Below are 20,827 nucleotides of genomic sequence, written 5' to 3'. Positions count from 1 at the left end.
ATATAAAGCCGCTTAACCAAACAGTAACCCCTTCCAAAAAGTCACTTTAGGCAACCTAAACGCCAAAATCGATAAAAAACCAAACTTTGAAACATTTTATTTACATCAAACTATTTAGATAAACCTGAGACTCTGTTAATTTAGGTGTAATGAGTAATAAAAATGAATCTGAATGAACAGGTTAGCCAACGTAGTTAACTGTCTTCGGCATTATTTCAGCATGGATAAGCAATAGAAATGATAAAAATCATACTAAGAAGATTGTCACCGCTCTTTATTATCGCAGTGTTTGCTGTCGCAGCCTGGTTATTAATTAATACTAAAGAAGCGCCAGAACAAAAAGACACTCCCATCACAGTACCGATTATCGACGTGCAAACCGTCACGCCACAAACCTTATCGCTTAACTTACCTTCCTATGGCGTCGTAAACCCTAAATATAAAACTCAATTGGTCACCGAAGTTCAAGGTCGTCTGCTGAGTATTTCAGCCAATTTTGTTGCTGGCGGCGTTGTCAAAAAGGGCGAGCAACTGGCCATTATAGAGCCATCTGATTATGAAGCTGACCTCATTCAAGCAGAAGCGTCTGTCGCGCAAGCAACGGCTGCGCTAAACGAGGAAAAAGCACGTGGTGAAGTCGCTAAAGTCGAATTTAAAGATTTTGGCAATGGGCTACCACCCGAGCTTGGATTGCGTATTCCTCAATTGAAAAAAGAACAAGCAAACGTCAAATATGCGCAAGCGGCATTAGCACGCGCCCAACGTAACTTAGAACGTACCGTAATCCGCGCACCGTTTGACGGCATCATCAAAGCACGCAATGTCGACTTAGGCCAATACGTCACCTTAGGCACTAATCTAGGTGAACTATACGACACCAGCATTGCTGAAATTAGATTGCCACTCACAAACGAAGACCTCGCTTATTTGGAATCAGTCGACAATCCAGAAACCGCCGTCACTCTCACTGCGTTACTGGCTGGTAAACAAGTGACCTGGGAAGGCAATATTGTTCGCAGCGAAAACGTCATTGATGAGCAAACCCGTATGGTATACCTCGTTGCCGAAATTCATGATCCTTATCTACGTAACAACAAAACACCCGGTCAATTACCGCTTAAATACGGCAGCTTTGTGAATGCCATCATCACCGGAAAATCGGTTGATGATGTAGTCAAGCTACCACGCCATGTGATTCGTAATGGCCAAGCCGCTGTGGTGAACAAAGACAATATTATCGATATGCGCCAAGTGAATATTATCCGCTCAGATGTTGATAGCCTGTACATTAAAGGCAGCTTTACCGCCGGAGAGCGAGTATCTACCACCAGCATTAACAGCCTTAATGCTGGCCAAAGCGTAAAAGTGCTTGGTGAAGAATCAGCAAAGCCCGTAGCTGAAACTGCTACAACGGCAGGTGAATAATCATGGATACCAATAAAGGAATTATTGCCTGGTTTGCCCGCAATAGTGTGGCGGCTAATTTATTGATGGCCGCGTTACTCATAGGCGGTTTATTCAGTGCTGTGATTATTAACAAAGAAGTGTTTCCAACGTTTGAGCTTAATCTCATCAATATCAATGTGGCCTACCCTGGTGCTGCGCCACAAGAAATTGAAGAAGGGATTAACATAAAAATCGAAGAAGCGATTCAAGACATTAGTGGCATTAAAAAGGTCACATCCGTCGCCAGTGACAGTGTTGGTTCAGTGACCATTGAAGTGGAGGATGGTTACGATGTGCAACAAGTGCTTGATGAAGCGAAACTTCGGGTCGATGCAATTGCCACCTTCCCCGACAACATTGAAAAACCCAATATTTACCAAATAAAGCCTGAAAACAATGTTATCTGGGTGTCGGTCTATGGCGACATGACGCTGCATGACATGAAAGAAATGGCCAAAGCAATCCGTGATGACATTACGGATTTACCCGCTGTAACCCGCGCTAAAGTGACGGGTGTACGTGACTACGAAATCGGCATTGAACTGTCAGAAGACAAACTGCGCGAGTACGGCATCACTTTTACGCAAGTGGCTTTAGCGGTTCAAAACTCGTCTATTGATTTACCCGGTGGTTCTATTCGCGCTCAAGATGGCGATATTTTGTTGCGCACTAAAGGTCAGGCCTATACCGCAGATGACTTTGCCCAAATAGTAGTAGAAACACGAGCAGACGGTAGCCGTATTATGCTGCCACAAGTTGCGACGATAAATGACGACTTCGAAGAGCGTTTAGAATACACCCGCTTTAACGGCAAACCTGCCGCGGTGATTGAAATCACCAGTATTGACGATCAAAATGCATTAGATATTTCGTCACAAGTAAAAGCGTATGTGGCAGAACGTAAAAAAACTTTACCCAGCAATATTGAGCTTGATACCTGGGGAGATTTAACCCACTACTTGCAAGGCCGTTTAAACATGATGCTGTCGAACATGTTTTATGGCGCCTTGTTGGTGTTTATTATTTTGGCGTTATTCTTAGATCTCAAACTGGCCTTTTGGGTCATGATGGGATTGCCAGTGTGCTTTTTAGGCACCCTGTTATTAATGCCACTTGAACCATTTAATATGTCGATTAATATGCTGACATTGTTTGCCTTTATTCTGGTATTGGGGATAGTTGTCGACGATGCCATTGTCATCGGCGAAAGTGCCTACACCGAGTTAGAGGAAAACGGTCACTCGTTGGATAATGTCGTAAAAGGGGTGCAAAAAGTAGCCATGCCAGCCACGTTTGGGGTATTGACCACCATTGCAGCTTTTATCCCAATGATCATGGTGTCAGGCCCCATGGGCATCATTTGGAAATCCATCGGTATGGTGGTGATTTTGTGTCTAGCTTTTTCATTGGTTGAATCAAAACTGATTTTACCGGCGCATTTAGCCAATATGAAAATTAATAAACGCAAAGCCCCCACAAATGTGTTCTCACGCGTTAAATTTGCCATCAACGAATGGCTACAACATTTTATTCATCACACTTATCGCCACTTTTTAGAGCGCTGCATTGGCCGCCGTTATAGTGTGGTTGCCGTGTTTATTGGCGTGCTTATTATATCGATAGCCCTTGTACAAAGCGGTAAGGTTCGTTGGGTATTTTTCCCCGATATTCCATCGGACTTCATTCAAGTACAGCTTGAAATGGAAGAAGGCAGCTCAGAGCAAAACACCCTAAAAGTGCTGCAACAAGTTGAAGATGCGTTATACAAAATGAACGCAAAACTTGAAGATGAATACGGCTACGCCATGGTGAAACACAGCTATATCGAGCTTAGCTCGCGCAGCAGTGCCTTTGTGTTTACAGAGCTCACAAAAGCTGAAGATCGCGACGTTGATGGCGTTGCCATAGCAGAAGAATGGCGTAAACAGCTACCTGAGTTACTGTCGGTTAAAAAGTTGAACATCAACGCCAGCACCAACGATGCCGGCGGTGATTTATCATTCCGATTAACATCAAGTGATTTAGACCAGTTATCAGAAGCAGCCAAAGTGCTAAAAGCCAAACTCGCCACCTATGAAGGCGTGTACGACATTACCGATAACTTCTCTTCAGGCTCGCATGAAATACGCTTAAACATCCGCCCTGAAGCTGAAGCTCAAGGGCTGACGCTGTCAGACTTAGCACGCCAGGTACGTTACGGTTTTTATGGCTATGAAGCTCAACGTATTTTGCGTAATAAAGAAGAAGTGAAAGTCATGGTGCGCTACCCATTAGAGCAACGTCGTACCGTGGGCGATCTTGAAAACATGTTGATACGCACCCCATCAGGTGCTGCGGTACCGTTTTCAACCGTAGCCGAGATTGAGTTAGGAGAATCATACGCGTCAATTACACGTGTAGATGGTCGCCGCGCTATCACCATTACGGCTAATGTAAATAAAAACAACGTTGAACCTTCAAAAGTGGTCGCTGAAATTCAGGAAGATTTTTTACCTGAACTCACCGCTCGCTTTCCTAAAGTGGCTTCGGCATTAGATGGCGGCAGCCTGGATGAGCAAAATGCCATGTTGGGCTTAGCACAAGGCTTTTTCTTTGCCATGTTTACCATTTATGCCCTAATGGCCATTCCGCTTAAGTCGTATACCCAACCATTAATCATTATGTCGGTAATTCCGTTTGGTATGATTGGTGCTTTATTTGGCCACTATATGCTTGGATTATCCATGAGTGTATTGAGCTTGTGTGGCATCGTGGCACTGGCAGGGGTCGTGGTAAACGACTCGTTAATTTTAGTCGATTTTGTTAACCGCGCTCGCGAAGAAGGTAAGTCGTTATTGCAATCGGCTATCGACTCAGGTTGTTATCGCTTTAGGGCGATTATTTTAACCTCGCTGACCACGTTTGTTGGCTTAGTACCGATTATTATGGAAAAGAGCTTACAGGCTAAAATTGTTATCCCAATGGCAACCTCACTGGCGTTTGGTATTTTATTCTCGACATTAGTGACGTTAATATTAGTGCCAATTTTGTACATCATTCTTGATGACATAAAACGCACATGGCGACGCTTTTTTAATTGGTGGTGGCAACCTAAAGCGCCTACTGAACCTCTTGGCCTTGATGAGCAACCTTAAGCACCGCCCGCAGTTAAGTTAATAGAGCCTACGCCAAGCTTAGGCTACAAAAAAGAGCGAATGTCATCACATTCGCTCTTTTTATTTCAATATTTTATTGCAACAGATTGCCATAAGTGCGAGCTAAGCAACAAAGCACCAGCATAGAGTTAGCTACAATAATGCGATGTTATTCTTGTCATGTTAACCATTATGACCACCACAACCCCCACCTTAGTTTATGATATCGGCAACAACCGTTATCTTAATATCACCGCCAGATGTACCTTAAGATGCCAGTTCTGCCCTAAACACAATGGATCTAAACAAATTCATGAATATGATTTGTCATTAAGTAAACGGATCACTGCAGACGATATTATTCCATTGCTTGGGGATGTAAAAAAAGTTGATGAATATGTGTTTTGTGGTTTTGGTGAGCCTACGCTGAACCTAGAGTGTTTATTGCAGGTTGCTCATGCCATTAAGGCGCAAGGCGGCCGCGTGAGATTAAACACCGACGGGTTAGGTAATCACTTTCATCGACGTAATATTTTGCCAGAACTGAGCCAATGCGTTGACAGTTTATCGATTTCACTCAATGCCGATACCCCACAAAGCTATGAGCAACATTGTCAGCCAAAGCTTGCGGGGTCTTATCAAGCACTGCTTGAATTTATTCAACAAGCTCCGCAGTTTATTCCAGAAGTTCAAGTGAGTGCTATTAACGGTCTAGCGAATGTCGACATAACACGTTGCCGCGCCATTGCTGAACAAAATGGCGCTATATTTAAGCAACGAGAATTAGATAAACTGGGTTAACTGTGGATAAATAATTATCCACATCTAGGCGTTTTGCCTGCGCGAGCTTCATGCTAGTATTGCCATTCAGTGAAGGCTAAAAAAGTGGCGCAATGTTTAAACGTACAGCAGTGAGTTCTCCTAACTCGTTATTAATCTCATCACAAGCAGCACGTTGGTCTCAACAACATATTCTGTCTCTGTTAAGTCAATTGCTTATACTGTTAATTACAGTGTTTATTGCCACCCATATGGTCGTTAATCTTGGCGAACGTCGCTTGCAAGAAGACTGGGCAGATCAGCGCTACAGCGAATTACAAACTGTCGCATCACTGGCATCAGACAAAGCCGCATTTTTGCAGTTTAGAACCCAAACATTTGCCAAAGCAGAATTACTGCGCCAATACCTGCAAAACCCCTCCAAAACTCAGCAGCAAAGAGTCACCAAAAGCTGGGACTCTTTGACACAAAATATTCCAGAGTTATTGGGCCTAGCCTTGTTTTCTCCAGAAGGTAAATTACGCTTCTCAACCACTGACAGTTTCGACAATATGCAGATCCCCGCAGCATTACTGGGCTCGGGACGTAATATGGGCGGCAGCGATATTTATACATCGCCAATGTCGTTCACACCAATTGACGGCATACTTGAGCCTTACTTCTATCAATTGTCGTGGATAGAGAATCCAGATCAAAGTATTAAAGGCTACTTAGTTACCTACAACTCAATCACCAAGTTGCTTGAGTCAATTAAGCCGGCCTTTTTTAATCATAATTCGCCATTATTGTTGCTCGACACTCAAGGCTTTTTATACGCAGGCGCTAACCAACCAGAGCCACTCACTAATATGCCCGATAATTTAGGCTCGAGTTTAAAACAAACTTACCCTGACTTATGGAAAGACATGGCCATGAATAACTTTGGCCAGTTCTATAGTACAAATGCGACTTTTGTTTATTTGAAGGTAGAGCTGACCAGCCAATATGAAACCAAAAGAGAGTATTTTTTACTGTCTTATATTCGCCACGATGATATTGCAGCGCGCTACCTTGAGTGGCGAATGGTGATCCTTATTGCTGGGGTACTCATCGCATTATTGGCATCGGCTTTAATCGTATTACGCCACTTATTCGTACTTGAACGACGCGCTAAACACAACAGTTTGCAACTCAGCCATGGCCTATTTAACAGCGAAATAAGCTGCTTGATTATTAATGATAACGGCCGCATAGGCAGTGCCAACCCTAAAGCATCAAAAGCACTCGGCTTATCGATTGAAACCTTAATCGATCGCAGCTTTCAACGAGTATTAAACCTCGATGATGAGCGCGTTAAACAAATCAAAGAAGCTTTAGCGCATCACCAACAGTGGCGCGGCGAAATCAGCATACAAAATACCAATAGCAGCACTTTGCAAACCCACATACGCAGTGAAGTATGCCCGCACAGTAAAGAACATTATTGGTTGGTCACATTTGACGACATCACCATTCTTTACGACAGCCAGCGTCAAGCTTACTTATATCAATTACTCAGTGATAGTGCCGTCGCAACCGCGTTAACGGATGCCAATGGCAAACTGATAAAGTGCAACAGTAAGTTTGATCATTTAATGTCGTTAAATGGGGAAACCAATATTGCCATCACTGAGCTATTGGGTAATGAACTTAACAATCAATGGCAAAATATTTGTGCGCAAATCAGCTTACAAGGCGAATGGACAGCGCAAATCATGCCTTTTACTAAAAGTCGCTACAGCCAATGCTTAAAAACCACTTTAGCGGGTCAGTTAGCTTATGACGGAGATATTGAGTACCTGATTTGTACGTTCGAAGAAACGGTACCAACAGTCGCGGTTAATAACAGCAGCAACGTATTTGGTCATCGCAGCGCGATTGTGTTACGACTGAATGAGCTTGAAAATCACTTTAATAATCTCAGTGAGCAAACTAAAGTGGAGTCGAGCTTAATGGTGATGGAGATTAACCCAGAAGGTATTTTCAGCCATATGGGTAATATGAGCCAATTAGAAAAGCGCCAAAAAGACATTGAGTTACAACTCTTAATAGAGCTGCCATTAAACTATCAAATATCGCAATGGCAGCTAGGCAAATTAGTCATTTTATTGCCCGACACGGATGCGACTAGTGCCTATCAATATGCGTTAAATGTTATGCAATGTTTAACTGAAAATAATCTTTGTGAAGGCATCAACATGGGAATTGCAGGTTACGTATCACCACAAACGCTAGAGCAATATTTGGCTAATGCTGAAATTGCACTTAAGCGTGCTAAACAGTCAGTTGATCAAAATATCTGCCAAGCATTTACCCGCCCAGCTCATACTGACCATCTTAACTAACGGTTAGCTCAATGAATGTTTAGTGGAATAACGACAACCCTGATTCAAGCGGTACTTGGATCAGGGTTGTTTTATTTAAGGCTCTACTTGATGATGGTCCACAACTTGAGTGTCTTCATTTAAACTGCTTTCTGACTCCAACGTAAAGGGCTGAACGTTATCAGGCAGCTTGCTTTCGGTAATTTCAACAATACTTGAACGATTCATCGTGACTTTAAAGCGCGCATATTCAGGCTGTTGCTTGCCATCACGTAACACCGCAACCAGATTTACCTGGTAACGACGCTCAACAGATTCATTACTGATATTACCGTCGGACTCTTTATAAATTTTAGCTTTACCACGCTCTAAATGACGCGCAAATGGCACTAAGCTGAAGTTCACTTGCTCCTGGATTTGCGAATACCCCGCCTCAAACGGTTTATTGGCCACTTTTGTGGCAATACGATAATGCAACACGGTCGAGTCGACTTTGTTTTGGCTATGACGTTGTTTCATAATCTCAGACACAGTGTCGGGGATGTCTTGCGAACGCATAAACTCAAGCCAGACTAGCTGTTTTGCGACAATCGCCTGAGTGGTGGTATCACGTAAAATACGGCTCCAACGCGGGCGTCCTCGTTGTATAAAGCGCCACATCGCATTACGAAAGTCTTCTTTAAAGATTTCCCTGAAACCGTAAATAACCGCAAGCGTAAGTAATAATGTTAACGTTAGGCCATTAAAAAAGCCTTGAGCTTTAATAATTAACGCCGAAACGACTAACATCACTAACCCGGTGGCAAGACCTGTGACAAACTTTTTAAGCCCCACGCCCAGAGGTTTTAGCTCTTCTTTTAATACTACGCCTTGTTGGATCAAACGGCGCAGCAGCAGCATTTTATTCGAAATCCGATTAGCATCTAGCTGAGTTTGCATCGAATTGTATTTGCACACCATTTCACGGTAATGATTTTCACTGCGGCATAAATTCAATACTTTCTCTTTCACGTCGCTAAAATCTGAGCTGCGCGGCGAATACGCTAACGTTTTAAGTAATTGTTGCTCACAAAACCATGAAAGATAATTATCGGCATGTTCAAAATACGATTTCCATTTTGGATCGCTAGGTTCATTTCGACGAAACTTTTTAAGGAGCTGGATCACGACATCGCACAGCTCATCGAGTGCCATATAAAATTCACTGGCATCACTTTTTTGCCGCAGTTCTTTGCCGTCGGTTTCAATGGCGACCGCAAATTGATAAGCAAATAGATTAAGGTATAAACGAAATTCCTCTAAGGTGCGCTTATTTAAACTGATAAAACGCGATTGAACCAACGGCAGGTGTAAGCCTTTAGAATAATAGGAGCGACGCCCAAGAATACCACTGTGATAGTATTCCTCTTCGTCTAGTGTGTGTGAGCCAATACCCATCTCATTAGGCAAATAAAAGTACAAATCAAAGGTACGCTGATCCCCTGGTGCCATTTGATGACTAAATTTGATTGATAATGCTTCTTCTTGTTTTACTTTAACTTTTGCCACAGTTTTTGATTACTTACCGTTTAAATTATTCCCTATGTTATGGATAGTAACCTAATAGGTAATTTATTCAATGTTACTGATGTAGATCTGCAGACGCTATCTGACAAGACCATAAACTGTTGCTTGGAATAAACTTCACTGTGGCGCGAGAATGCTCATTATCGATATTGAGTATTTGTACCTTAAGCGGTAAAGACTCAAAAAGCTGTAATCTATCCCTTGATAATGAAAGCTCATTGATGAGATAGGAATACAAGATACTCTCGTCTTGCCATTGTCGTGATTTTATCTGTAACGTTAACTGATAACTTAGCGAACTTAAATCAACCTCATTCACCTCGCCTGTTAATACGGTAAATTCGGCCACCGTAGTGTTAGAACCTAGTTGATAATGCAATGAGACTTGTTGATGTTCAATGTCAAAGTTCAGCGTTAAATCAGTGGGTGCATCCGATTTAAGGGATTGAGCATTAGATAAATATCCATCCGCATGGCAGGCCAAGCGCCATAGATGATGTGGGGTTACCCATTTTTCAAGTGCACTGGCGCCGCTCAACACGAGTAACAAAATACTCAATATCAACGTCAACTTACCGCGTTTTGATTGTACAAAACGACGTGTTTTTCTGCGCCATCGGCGCGTGCGCACTGATAACCTAACCACAAATATGCACCTCGTGAAGCCATTGCTGGGTAATAAATGGCAAGTGCATATTTTCTACCCTAACTTTCACATTTTTAAAGCGCCTTATCGGCTCATTAGATTGGGTTAGCATGAAACTCACATAGTGACGATCAGCAGAAATAGCCGCACTAATCGAATCCCATCGCACATCGTGACATAAACGTAATTGTGTGGATAAACACTCGGCATGCAAAATAGCATCTTGCGGGTGTTTCCCATCAAATACCGACAGCTGAACCACTTTGCCATTAGGCGTTACAACCTGTCGCAGCACATCGGCTTTGGCAAGCAAGGGGGGAGTAATATGTGACCAGAGAAAAAACAGTAACGCTAACAGTGCACCAATAATGACGCCATATTGGCCCAACGATAACAAGCGATTTGGTAAATCGAAAATTCGGGGATGTTTAACGTGAGTCATGGGGTATAAAATCACCCCTTGTTCTGGAATATATTCGATTAAGTCATTGTGACTGTTACACAAATAATCGATGGTATGGTAAATAATACTAACGAGCTCAGTGTGGCTGAGTTGATGGGCAATTTCACCTGAAATCACCACTGCTTCTAGCATACTCAAAGGCACAACTTGGCCCCGATGCTGAACTAATTGAGTTAATACCCAATATTCATTATCGTTTAATTGCCACTGAGTCGAATTTGTTTGATCAACCAACAAACGTCGCTCATTATCAAACCAACAACATCCTATTTGCATCGTCCTTTCTCAGCGTCGCTACTGATAAAAAAAGTATACTCCTAAAGCAATAGACTTATGGGCAAATGGGCCTAAATCAGTAGATAAAAGTCCGGCTCCGTGAACCTAGACTCGAATATGATTGTTTTTTGAGCCAGATATCATTGCATGATTACAAATATAGCGAACGCTAATACGCTGAGTTTTTTGCTAAAAACAAGCCATAAAAAAAGCTGGCTAAGCCAGCTTTTTAAGCGTTAACACATTGAATTAAAATGCGTAAAGCAATGTCATGTTGGTTTCAGTATCTGTGCTTTCTTTGCCATCAAGTGGGTCACTGTTGTAACGCACAATCACTGCAAATTTCATCGCTAATGCACCCACGATGTTTGCCGTAAGTGAGGTTTCAGAACGGGCATCTAATTTTTCACCCCAGTCGGCAACAAACTTCTGTTGAAACTTAGACGATTCGCCAAGCTTAGTTTGAAAGTCAACCACGGCGTGAAGAACCACGCTGTCATCACTATCATAACCTTCTGAAACAGCGAGCTCATCATCAAGCTGCTGATAAATATAACCAGGACCCGCTTCTGCTTTTAATGACATTCTTTCGGTGTCAATAAAACGATAACCGTAACCCGCTGAGGTTGTAGAGGTAAAGTCGTAACCGGTGAAAGGGTCTACTTCGTAGTTAGTGTTAGCAAACAAGTAGCTAAGGTCATCAATTTGATAGTCGCCCTGTACACCAAAGAAGTAGCGTTTAGCCGTAACTTCGTCAGTGTCTTCCTTGTATAAACCTTCGGCGACATATTGGTTTTCCCAATTACCTAATTCTTGCTTTAAGGCTAAACGCGCTTTAAAAGAAGAGGTATCGGTGTTACCCGTGGTTAACGTAGCGCCCAATTCAGCTTCGCCTGCAAGAGTCGCATCGCCTTCAACAAACTCACTTCCAGCATGTGCTGCAAATGGCATGGCCAGTGTAATAGCTGCAGTTAGTAGCAGTTTCTTCATGTCATTCCGTCCTTTAATTACGATTTACAAAAACGTTTGGATGGCTATCTTGTCCAAATTTGTTCGCATATTAACACTTTAACCACTGGATTGAAAAAATAGTGACCAAAATCAATATTAACTTGCTTACATGAACCCAAGATTTGATCCTAAAAAATAAATACGAAATATGAGTACGAAACGATCTGCTTAACTCAATAATATTTAAAGTGAGGTAACCATATTTAGGCGATTAAACTTTTTGTTTGCCAACGTCCACTGCGCCAGCGCCACAACATCGCCAACCCTCTCACCCATTCATCTAACGCTAAAGCAGCCCAAATGCCTAACAAACCAAACTCATAATGAATGCCGAGCAAATATGCGCCAGGTACAGCAATGCACCACATCGAAAATAAGCCCATAAAGAACGGGAACTTAGCATCTCCGCTCGCTCGTAATGCATTAATCACAATAAGATTAAATGTTCGCCCCGGTTCCATCACCAACGTGAGTATAAATAATTGGCCAACAAGCAAAGCGATGTCAGCTTCATCGGTAAATAAGCTCACAAGATTTGGGCCCCATATCGCCACAAATAATGCCACTATCGTGGTAACAATTAAGCCTAACTTTAATGCGCGATACATTTGGTGTTCTGCGGCTTTAAGCTTTTTCGCACCCACCATATGACCAATAATGATTTCGTTACCGATACCAATCGATAATCCAAACAGCAAAATGAACATACAGATCTGAAAATATAACGACTGTGCTGCCAGCGCTTTATCACCCATTAACCCCACAAATGAGGTGACCACCATAAATTGCAGCATCCATGACACGTTTTCACCCGCCGCAGGTAAGCCAATATGGAACACTTTTTTAAGCATCTTCGTTTCTGGGCGCAATATACTCGGAATATGTAATTTAATGCCAGTGTAGCGCACAAACAGCACCGCCATAATAGTCATGCCTACGAGTCGACCTGCAACCGTACTAATAGCCACCCCAGCAACACCCATTTGCGGTATGCCAAACCAGCCGTAAAGCAGTAATAAATTACCCACAAAAGTAATCACGTTCATCGACAACGTAACCCACATGGCTTGTTGAGTAAATCCATGGGCACGCATGCCTGCGGCTAAACACATTGCCATGGCTTCGGGAATAAGACACAAGCCGACAATTTGCAGATACAACTCTCCATCTGCCATTAATTCTGCGGGCAGGTTCATTAAATTCAACATCATAGTGGAGCCGGTTAAAATACCCACGGCAGCCACTAATCCCACTAAAAAGTTAAAGCCAATAGATGAGTACACCACAGCACTGGCCGCGGATTTATTTTGTGAGCCCAAATATTGGGTAATCACCACACTCGCGCCAATACTGACGAAACTAAATAACGTAATCGCCAGTTCAAACACCATATTACCGACCGATAAAGCGGCTACACCTTGGTATGACACATGGCTGATCATAAACGTGTTAATTGCTGCGGTTAAAAAATGCAGCGCAAAATCCACAAATAGTGGCCAAGTCAATGAAAATAATGATAAAGGCTTGTCTGAATTTGAATGCATTAGGTATTCTACTGTGAAATTGAAATTGCGATCTAGATAGGGTTATATCAATAAAACATGACATTTTAAGGGCGCAAATCATGCGTGATGACGTATAAAAAAACAACATTTTTCGTAATTTATTTACAAAAAAATGGCCCACTGAATTCAGTGGGCCATTAAATAACAATATTCGCTAACTTGGTTTACATGATTTTTGGATCAAGTTCACCAGATTGATACGCTTTATACATAGCTTGCAAAGACTTAGGCTTAATTTTAGACGCCATACCCGCACAGCCAAACGCTTCGTAACGAGTAGTACAAATGTCTGCCATTGCTTCCATCGATGCTTTTAAGAATTTACGTGGATCAAATTCAGCAGGATGTTCAGCTAAGAACTTACGAATAGCACCTGTTGACGCTAAGCGTAAATCAGTATCGATGTTCACTTTACGCACACCGTGCTTGATACCTTCGACGATTTCTTCTAATGGTACGCCATAAGTTTCTGGAATTTCACCACCGTATTGGTTAATGATCTGCAACCACTCTTGCGGTACCGATGAAGAACCGTGCATAACCAAATGAGTGTTTGGAATACGTGCGTGAATTTCTTTAATACGGTCAATACGCAGCACATCACCGGTAGGCTTACGGCTAAACTTGTAAGCACCATGGCTAGTACCAATTGCAATCGCTAATGCATCTACATGAGTGTCTGCAACAAAACGTGCCGCTTCTTCTGGTGTTGTAAGCATTTGATCCATGCTTAAAATACCTGATGCGCCAACGCCATCTTCTTCGCCTGCCTGGCCAGTTTCTAAACTGCCTAAACAACCGATTTCACCTTCAACAGACACACCACACGCATGTGCAAATGCAACCGTACGACGAGTCACATCAACGTTATAGTCATATGACGCAGGTGTTTTACCATCCGCCATTAACGAGCCGTCCATCATTACAGATGACATGCCTAACTGAATTGAACGCTGACAAATATCAGGATCAGTGCCGTGGTCTTGATGGATACAAACCGGAATATCAGGGTATTGCTCAAGAGCCGCAGCCATAAGGTATTTTAAGAACTGTGGGCGAGCATATTTACGCGCACCAGCAGATGCCTGCACAATGACAGGGCTGTCTGTTGCTTCAGCCGCTTGCATAATGGCACGCATTTGTTCAAGGTTGTTTACGTTAAATGCAGGGACGCCATAACCATGCTCTGCAGCATGATCAAGCAGTTGTCGTAGAGAGATAAGAGCCATTTTGTTCTCCATTAATAGGGTGATTACTCACCTAGGTCGCTATCGTTTGGACGGATTTTTAACTCTGCCACCACCGACATCCTGTCGATGATGACAAAGCATTTTTTATAATAATTATTATTAGGTATTACAACACAAATGCTGAATACGTGAACTTAAGCGCCACGCTTTTCAAGCATTGCTACAGCAGGTAATTCTTTGCCTTCTAAAAACTCAAGGAAAGCACCACCACCAGTAGAGATGTAAGACACTTTGTCAGCAATATTATATTTATCTACGGCTGCGAGCGTGTCGCCACCGCCGGCAATAGAAAATGCTTTCGAATTGGCAATTGCTTGCGCAATGCGTTTAGTGCCTTCACCAAATTGATCAAACTCGAATACGCCCACAGGGCCATTCCAGACTATCGTACCGGCTTGTTCAATTATTTTTGCCAGTGCTTCTGCGCTATCAGGACCGATATCAAAAATCATATCGCCATCAGTGACATCAGCGACTGATTTAAGTGTAGCCGAGGCCGTTGGGCTAAACTCACTGGCCACAACCACATCTGTTGGTACCGGAATATCACCACCACGGCTTCTCGCATTTGCCACAAGGCGCTTAGCTTCTTCAACCAAGTCTGCCTCATATAATGACTTACCGACTTTATAACCTGCAGCAGCAATAAAGGTATTAGCAATACCGCCACCCACAACAAGCTGATCAACTTTAGTCGACAGGCTTTCAAGTACCGTTAACTTAGTTGATACTTTTGAGCCACCCACAATGGCCACCATTGGGCGAGCAGGATTATCAAGCGCTTTGCCTAATGCATCTAATTCTTGTGACAATAGTGGGCCAGCACAAGCAACAGGAGCATAAACACCTACACCGTGGGTAGATGCTTGAGCGCGGTGAGCGGTACCAAAGGCATCCATGACATAAACATCACATAAAGCCGCCATTTTTTTAGACAGGGCTTCATCGTTTTTGCCTTCGCCTACGTTAAAACGAACATTTTCAAAAACAACAACTTCGCCAACATTCACATCAACGCCATCAAGATAATCACTCACTAAGCGCACTGGGCAATCAAGCGCTTTAGCTAAGTAATCGACTACCGGCTGCATTGAATATTCTGCATTATACTCACCTTCAGTTGGGCGACCTAAATGCGACATCACCATGACGGCGGCGCCTTTTTTCAGTGCGAGTTGAATGGTTGGTAATGATGCACGTAAACGCGCATCACTGGTCACAACGCCATCACTGACAGGTACGTTTAAATCTTCACGAATAAGCACACGCTTATTTTGCAGATCTAAATCTGTCATATTAATAATTGCCATAATTAGCATTTCCTTTTTAAGTTAAAAACAAATCTTGTATTGAGTTAGATGACGACTAGGTTTACAAATCCTAATGCTCATCTCTCAAGTAACCGGCTTAGCGCCTATTACTAAAATATTTGACCTTATTGGTCGGGTTGCTTTGCTTGGATCATCGCTAAGCTCGTATCGAGCATGCGGTTCGCAAAGCCCCACTCGTTATCGCACCATAAAAGTAATTTGACTAAATGCCCAGCGCTTACACGTGTTTGGGTACCATCAACAATACTTGAGCGTGGATCGTGGTTAAAGTCGCACGACACCAACGGCTCGTCAGTATAACCTAAAATACCATTAAAACTGCCGTTTGACGCACGTTGCAGCACACTGTTAATTTGCTCAATATTGACTTTTTTCTCTAACGTGACTGACAGGTCGATCGCGGTCACATTGATGGTTGGCACTCGAACAGATATGGCCTCAAACTTATCTTTCATGTGCGGCAAAATACGTTCAATGCCTCGCGCTAATTTTGTGTCTACCGGAATAATAGATTGGCCCGCTGCGCGCGTTCGACGTAAATCATCATGATAGGCGTCAATCACTTGTTGGTCGTTCATTGCTGAGTGAATGGTAGTAATGGCACCACTTTTGACTTCAAAATGCCTGTCTAACACATCAATAACCGGCACAATACAATTGGTTGTACATGACGCATTAGAAATAATGGTGTGCTCAGGGCGCAATAAATCATGATTAACACCGTATACGATGGTGCCATCAACATCGGCTGACGATGGGTGACTAATCAACACTTGTTTGGCGCCCGCATGAATATGCGCTTCGCACGCTTGGCGTTCAATTAAACTGCCTGTCGCTTCATACACAATATCGATATCGAGCTCTGCCCAGGGCAATAAATTGGCATCTGCTTGATTGAGTAATTGAATGCTGTCATCGCCAATCAGTAACTTATCGCCATCGAGTTTAACGGCATACTGAAAACGACCATGAGTGGTGTCATATTGAGTGAGATGACAAATAGCCTCAGGCTTGGCGAGCTCATTAATGGCCACTATCTGAATTTGCTGACGTTTTCCAGACTCGTACAATGCACGAAGAATTGAGCGGCCAATCCGGCCATAACCATTAATTGCAACTCGAATCATTTAGGGTCCAGAGTAATTAATCAACGCACAAATGGGGTTACGCATAAGTAACAATCCACTAAGCGATTGATTTATTTTATCAAATTACGTGAAATTGCAGGCATAAAAAAACGACCTACAATTGCATTGCAGGTCGTCATTATACAGATTAAACACTTAATAGATAAGTGTTTAATGGCACGCTATTATCCTAAAGACTGGACAGTTTTTACTACATTATCAACAGTGAAGCCGAAATGCTTAAGTAAGTCACCGCCTGGCGCTGATTCACCAAAGGTGGTCATGCCCACTACGCCGCCGTCAAAACCAATGTACTTGTACCAAAAATCAGCATGCGCAGCTTCAATTGCTACACGCTTAGTGACTGCTTTTGGTAGCACTGATTCTTTATATGCCGCATCTTGCTTATCAAATTCAGTCGTTGATGGCATAGAAACCACACGCACTTTTTGACCTAGCTTAGTTAACTCTGCAGCAGAATCCATGGCTAATTGCACTTCACTGCCGGTCGCAATCAAAATCACATCAGCAGTGCCTTGACAATCAGACAGTACATAACCCCCTTTAGCCACGTTAGCTAATTGCTCAGCGGTACGCGCTTGGGCTTTAAGACCCTGACGGCTAAAGATTAATGATGTAGGTGCATCACGGCGTTCAATGGCCGCTTTCCAAGATACAGCAGTTTCCGCAGCATCACATGGACGCCATACTGCCATATTAGGCGTTAAACGTAAGTTAGCTAATTGCTCAACCGGTTGGTGAGTAGGGCCATCTTCGCCTTGACCAATAGAGTCATGGGTATAAACGAAAATGTTTTGAATGCCCATTAATGCTGACATACGTACTGCGTTACGTGCGTACTCCATGAACATCATGAAAGTTGCGCCATAGTTAATAAAACCACCATGTAACGACGCGCCGTTCATAATACCGCTCATACCGAATTCACGAACACCATAATAGATGTAGTTACCGGCAGGATCGTCTTGAATACCTTTTGAACCAGACCAAAGCGTTAAGTTTGAACCCGCTAAGTCTGCGCTACCACCAAGTAATTCAGGCAACATAGCACCAAAGAAACCAATGGCATTTTGAGACGCTTTACGGCTAGCAATACCTTCAGCTTTATCTTGGCTTTCTTGGATAAACGCTTGTGCTTTAGCTTCGAAATCTGCAGGTAAATCGCCTTTTAATACACGACGATCATATTCAGCAGCTAATTCTGGGAACGCAGCTTGGTACGCAGCAAACTTATCATTCCATAATGATTCGTTAGCCACACCTTTTTGCTTAGCATCCCAACCAGCATACACGTCAGACGGAATATCAAACGGCGCATGTGGCCAGTTTAAGAATTCACGTGCGGCTGCAATTTCAGCATCACCTAGTGGCGCGCCGTGACAGTCATGGCTGCCAGACTTGTTTGGCGAACCAAAACCAATAATGGTTTTGCAGCAAATCATAGATGGCTTATCTGTTACAGACTTAGCTTCTTCAATTGCGGCACGGATAGCATCAGGATTATGACCATCAACACCCGCAATAACATGCCAGCCGTAAGCTTCAAAACGCTTAGGGGTATCGTCAGTAAACCAACCTTCAACATGACCATCGATAGAAATACCGTTGTCATCCCAAAATGCCACTAACTTACCAAGGCCTAAGGTACCGGCTAATGAACTGGCTTCGTGAGAAATACCTTCCATTAAACAACCGTCACCTAAGAAACAATAAGTGTAGTGGTCAACAATATCGTGACCAGGACGGTTAAACTGTGCGGCTAGGGTTTTTTCCGCAATCGCCATACCCACTGCGTTACTGATACCCGCACCTAAAGGACCCGTTGTGGTTTCAACACCAGGGGTATAACCATATTCAGGATGACCAGGTGTTTTAGAATGCAACTGACGGAATTGCTTTAGCTCTTCGATAGGCAATTCATAACCAGATAAATGCAGTAAAGAGTAGATAAGCATAGAGCCATGACCGTTTGACAGAACAAAACGATCGCGATCGACCCAGTTAGGATTAGTTGGATTGTGCTTTAGAAAATCATTCCATAGCACTTCGGCGATATCAGCCATCCCCATTGGGGCACCTGGATGACCAGAATTGGCTTTTTGAACCGCATCCATACTTAGGGCGCGAATAGCGTTAGCGAGTACTTTACGAGATGACATGCTCTCTCCTGCTTGTTTGTAAGGTCTAACGGGCAATTGTGAAGCCATATTTTCCCCTACAAGGCGATGTGACGCAAATTAAAATTTCTCTCATTACATTTTTTGTCGCTAATAAACCATATTTTTGACCACTACAGGTCTCAAAACAGCTCAACTTTATACACCACCTCTCAAAAGTAAAAACCAATCTGAGACATTGATGTTCTGAGTAATTATTTATTGACAGTCAAGCTAAAAAGCAACTCAACATCAGTAAAAAAACATATTACAACTTCAGCTAATACCCAATAACCAACCTTAACATTGTTCAATTAATGACACCAAAGTGATTAAAACAGAACAAAATAAAACTTCAAAAACCTTTTTAATCAGAAAGTTAATTAACCTCAAAGCTAAACACTCTCCTTGTAAATAAAAAATATTCATGCACCACTGCACAATTCTCCAGTTAAATTCGTATTAGGGGGTGTTATCGATTTCGATTTCGACTAAAATAGACGTCTAGACGTATATTCAAATGCAACCAACGAGATTCTCCTATTATGGCAAAGCACTTGTTTACCTCTGAGTCAGTCTCAGAAGGTCATCCAGATAAAATCGCCGATCAGATTTCTGATGCGGTATTAGACGCAATACTTGAGCAAGATCCTAAAGCTCGTGTTGCGTGCGAAACATATGTTAAAACAGGCATGGTATTAGTCGGTGGTGAAGTCACCACTTCTGCTTGGGTCGATATTGAAGAGATTACCCGTAAAACGGTACGCGAAATCGGTTATACCAATTCAGATATGGGTTTTGATGCCGATTCATGTGCAGTTTTAAATGCTATTGGCAAACAGTCTCCGGACATCAACCAAGGTGTTGACCGTTCAGATCCTGCAGAGCAAGGCGCGGGCGACCAAGGGTTAATGTTTGGTTATGCCAGCAATGAAACCGACGTATTAATGCCAGCACCAATTACTTATGCCCACAAATTAGTGAAGCGTCAGTCTGAAGTTCGTAAAGACGGCACCTTGCCGTGGTTACGCCCTGATGCAAAAAGCCAGGTGACTTTTGCATACGACGACGGCAAAATTATTGGTATTGATGCAATCGTACTGTCAACTCAACACCGTGAAGATGTTACCCAAGCTGACTTGATTGAAGCCGTAATGGAAACCATTATTAAGCCGGTATTACCTGCACAGTGGTTAAATAAAGACACTAAATACTTTATTAACCCAACCGGTCGTTTTGTCATTGGCGGCCCAGTGGGTGATTGTGGTTTAACAGGTCGTAAGATCATTGTTGACACATACGGCGGTATGGCGCGTCACGGTGGTGGTGCTTTCTCTGGTAAAGACCCATCAAAAGTAGACCGTAGCGCAGCTTATGCGGCACGTTATGTTGCTAAAAACATTGTTGCTGCCGGTCTTGCTGATCGCTGTGAGCTTCAAGTGTCTTATGCAATTGGTGTTGCAGAACCTACTTCAATCAGTATCGAAACATTCGGTACTGGTAAAGTGTCTGAAGAAGTATTGATTAAGTTAGTGCGTCAACACTTCGAACTACGTCCATATGGCTTAACCGCGATGTTAGATTTGGCGCGCCCAATCTACCAACAAACGGCAGCTTATGGTCACTTTGGTCGCGATATTTTCCCATGGGAAGCGACAGACAAAGCTGAAGCATTACGTGCTGACGCCGGTTTATAATTAACCGAGCTGTCCA

General features: G+C 42.9%; 14 protein-coding genes. 5 read left to right on the top strand and 9 right to left on the bottom strand.

Annotation, left to right across the window (positions count from 1 at the left end; translation table 11 throughout):
* Positions 1–237 precede the first annotated feature (237 nt).
* From AC19MV_RS15875 to AC19MV_RS15860, 4 genes are all read left to right on the top strand, one after another.
* Positions 238–1,425 (top strand): efflux RND transporter periplasmic adaptor subunit, encoded by a 1,188-nt coding sequence (locus AC19MV_RS15875; RefSeq protein WP_498308760.1) that lies wholly within the window; start codon positions 238–240, stop codon positions 1,423–1,425.
* A 2-nt stretch (positions 1,426–1,427) separates the two neighbouring features.
* Positions 1,428–4,580 carry an efflux RND transporter permease subunit gene (locus AC19MV_RS15870; RefSeq protein WP_498308758.1) on the top strand — a complete coding sequence of 1,051 codons (3,153 nt, stop codon included), beginning with the start codon at positions 1,428–1,430 and terminating at the stop codon, positions 4,578–4,580.
* 192 nt (positions 4,581–4,772) lie between these two features.
* Positions 4,773–5,381 carry a TatD family nuclease-associated radical SAM protein gene (locus AC19MV_RS15865; RefSeq protein WP_432402446.1) on the top strand — a complete coding sequence of 203 codons (609 nt, stop codon included), beginning with the start codon at positions 4,773–4,775 and terminating at the stop codon, positions 5,379–5,381.
* A gap of 92 nt (positions 5,382–5,473) precedes the next feature.
* Positions 5,474–7,723: a PAS domain-containing protein gene (locus tag AC19MV_RS15860; protein ID WP_498308757.1), complete on the top strand. Its 2,250-nt coding sequence runs from the start codon at positions 5,474–5,476 to the stop codon at positions 7,721–7,723.
* 75 nt (positions 7,724–7,798) lie between these two features.
* Here AC19MV_RS15860 and AC19MV_RS15855 read toward each other — a convergent pair whose 3' ends face one another.
* The 9 genes from AC19MV_RS15855 to tkt form a co-directional block, all read right to left on the bottom strand.
* Entirely contained in the window at positions 7,799–9,250 is a 1,452-nt protein-coding gene (locus AC19MV_RS15855; RefSeq protein WP_432402450.1) for a hypothetical protein, read from the bottom strand.
* Positions 9,251–9,323: 73 nt separating this feature from the next.
* The gene (locus AC19MV_RS15850; RefSeq protein ID WP_498308755.1) at positions 9,324–9,914 is read right to left on the bottom strand and encodes a hypothetical protein; all 591 of its coding nucleotides are present in this window, start codon (positions 9,912–9,914) and stop codon (positions 9,324–9,326) included.
* Positions 9,907–10,614, bottom strand: a complete 708-nt coding sequence (locus AC19MV_RS15845; protein ID WP_498308753.1) for a hypothetical protein — start codon at positions 10,612–10,614, stop codon at positions 9,907–9,909. Before AC19MV_RS15845 ends, AC19MV_RS15850 begins: the two co-directional genes overlap by 8 nt.
* 288 nt (positions 10,615–10,902) lie before the next feature.
* A complete protein-coding gene (locus AC19MV_RS15840) occupies positions 10,903–11,643 on the bottom strand; it encodes a DUF481 domain-containing protein (protein ID WP_498308751.1) in 741 nt (246 codons plus the stop codon).
* Between the two features lie 224 nt (positions 11,644–11,867).
* Positions 11,868–13,208 (bottom strand): MATE family efflux transporter, encoded by a 1,341-nt coding sequence (locus AC19MV_RS15835; RefSeq protein WP_498308750.1) that lies wholly within the window; start codon positions 13,206–13,208, stop codon positions 11,868–11,870.
* A 185-nt stretch (positions 13,209–13,393) separates the two neighbouring features.
* Entirely contained in the window at positions 13,394–14,458 is a 1,065-nt protein-coding gene (fba, locus tag AC19MV_RS15830) for a class II fructose-bisphosphate aldolase (protein WP_188958423.1), read from the bottom strand.
* 155 nt (positions 14,459–14,613) lie between these two features.
* Positions 14,614–15,789, bottom strand: a complete 1,176-nt coding sequence (locus tag AC19MV_RS15825) for a phosphoglycerate kinase (protein WP_498308748.1) — start codon at positions 15,787–15,789, stop codon at positions 14,614–14,616.
* Between the two features lie 125 nt (positions 15,790–15,914).
* Positions 15,915–16,937, bottom strand: coding sequence for an erythrose-4-phosphate dehydrogenase (gene epd / locus AC19MV_RS15820; protein WP_498299191.1), 1,023 nt, complete (start codon positions 16,935–16,937; stop codon positions 15,915–15,917).
* A 185-nt stretch (positions 16,938–17,122) separates the two neighbouring features.
* Positions 17,123–19,117: a transketolase gene (tkt, locus tag AC19MV_RS15815; RefSeq protein WP_498308783.1), complete on the bottom strand. Its 1,995-nt coding sequence runs from the start codon at positions 19,115–19,117 to the stop codon at positions 17,123–17,125.
* Positions 19,118–19,659: 542 nt separating this feature from the next.
* Between tkt and metK the strand changes: the two genes are divergently transcribed.
* A complete protein-coding gene (gene metK / locus AC19MV_RS15810; RefSeq protein ID WP_011636133.1) occupies positions 19,660–20,811 on the top strand; it encodes a methionine adenosyltransferase in 1,152 nt (383 codons plus the stop codon).
* Positions 20,812–20,827: the final 16 nt, after the last annotated feature.

It is taken from the genome of Shewanella sp. MF05913, from assembly GCF_059758095.1.
This window is presented reverse-complemented; position numbering and strand designations above follow the sequence as displayed.

Bases quoted from the DNA above. Each gene is read 5' to 3' on its own strand.
- AC19MV_RS15865 (WP_432402446.1), top strand. From the start codon at position 4,773: ATGACCACCACAACCCCCACCTTAGTTTATGATATCGGCAACAACCGT.
- fba (WP_188958423.1), bottom strand. From the start codon at position 14,458: ATGGCTCTTATCTCTCTACGACAACTGCTTGATCATGCTGCAGAGCAT.
- AC19MV_RS15875 (WP_498308760.1), top strand. From the start codon at position 238: ATGATAAAAATCATACTAAGAAGATTGTCACCGCTCTTTATTATCGCA.
- AC19MV_RS15870 (WP_498308758.1), top strand. From the start codon at position 1,428: ATGGATACCAATAAAGGAATTATTGCCTGGTTTGCCCGCAATAGTGTG.
- AC19MV_RS15825 (WP_498308748.1), bottom strand. From the start codon at position 15,789: ATGGCAATTATTAATATGACAGATTTAGATCTGCAAAATAAGCGTGTG.
- AC19MV_RS15860 (WP_498308757.1), top strand. From the start codon at position 5,474: ATGTTTAAACGTACAGCAGTGAGTTCTCCTAACTCGTTATTAATCTCA.
- tkt (WP_498308783.1), bottom strand. From the start codon at position 19,117: ATGTCATCTCGTAAAGTACTCGCTAACGCTATTCGCGCCCTAAGTATG.
- epd (WP_498299191.1), bottom strand. From the start codon at position 16,937: ATGATTCGAGTTGCAATTAATGGTTATGGCCGGATTGGCCGCTCAATT.
- metK (WP_011636133.1), top strand. From the start codon at position 19,660: ATGGCAAAGCACTTGTTTACCTCTGAGTCAGTCTCAGAAGGTCATCCA.
- AC19MV_RS15840 (WP_498308751.1), bottom strand. From the start codon at position 11,643: ATGAAGAAACTGCTACTAACTGCAGCTATTACACTGGCCATGCCATTT.
- AC19MV_RS15835 (WP_498308750.1), bottom strand. From the start codon at position 13,208: ATGCATTCAAATTCAGACAAGCCTTTATCATTATTTTCATTGACTTGG.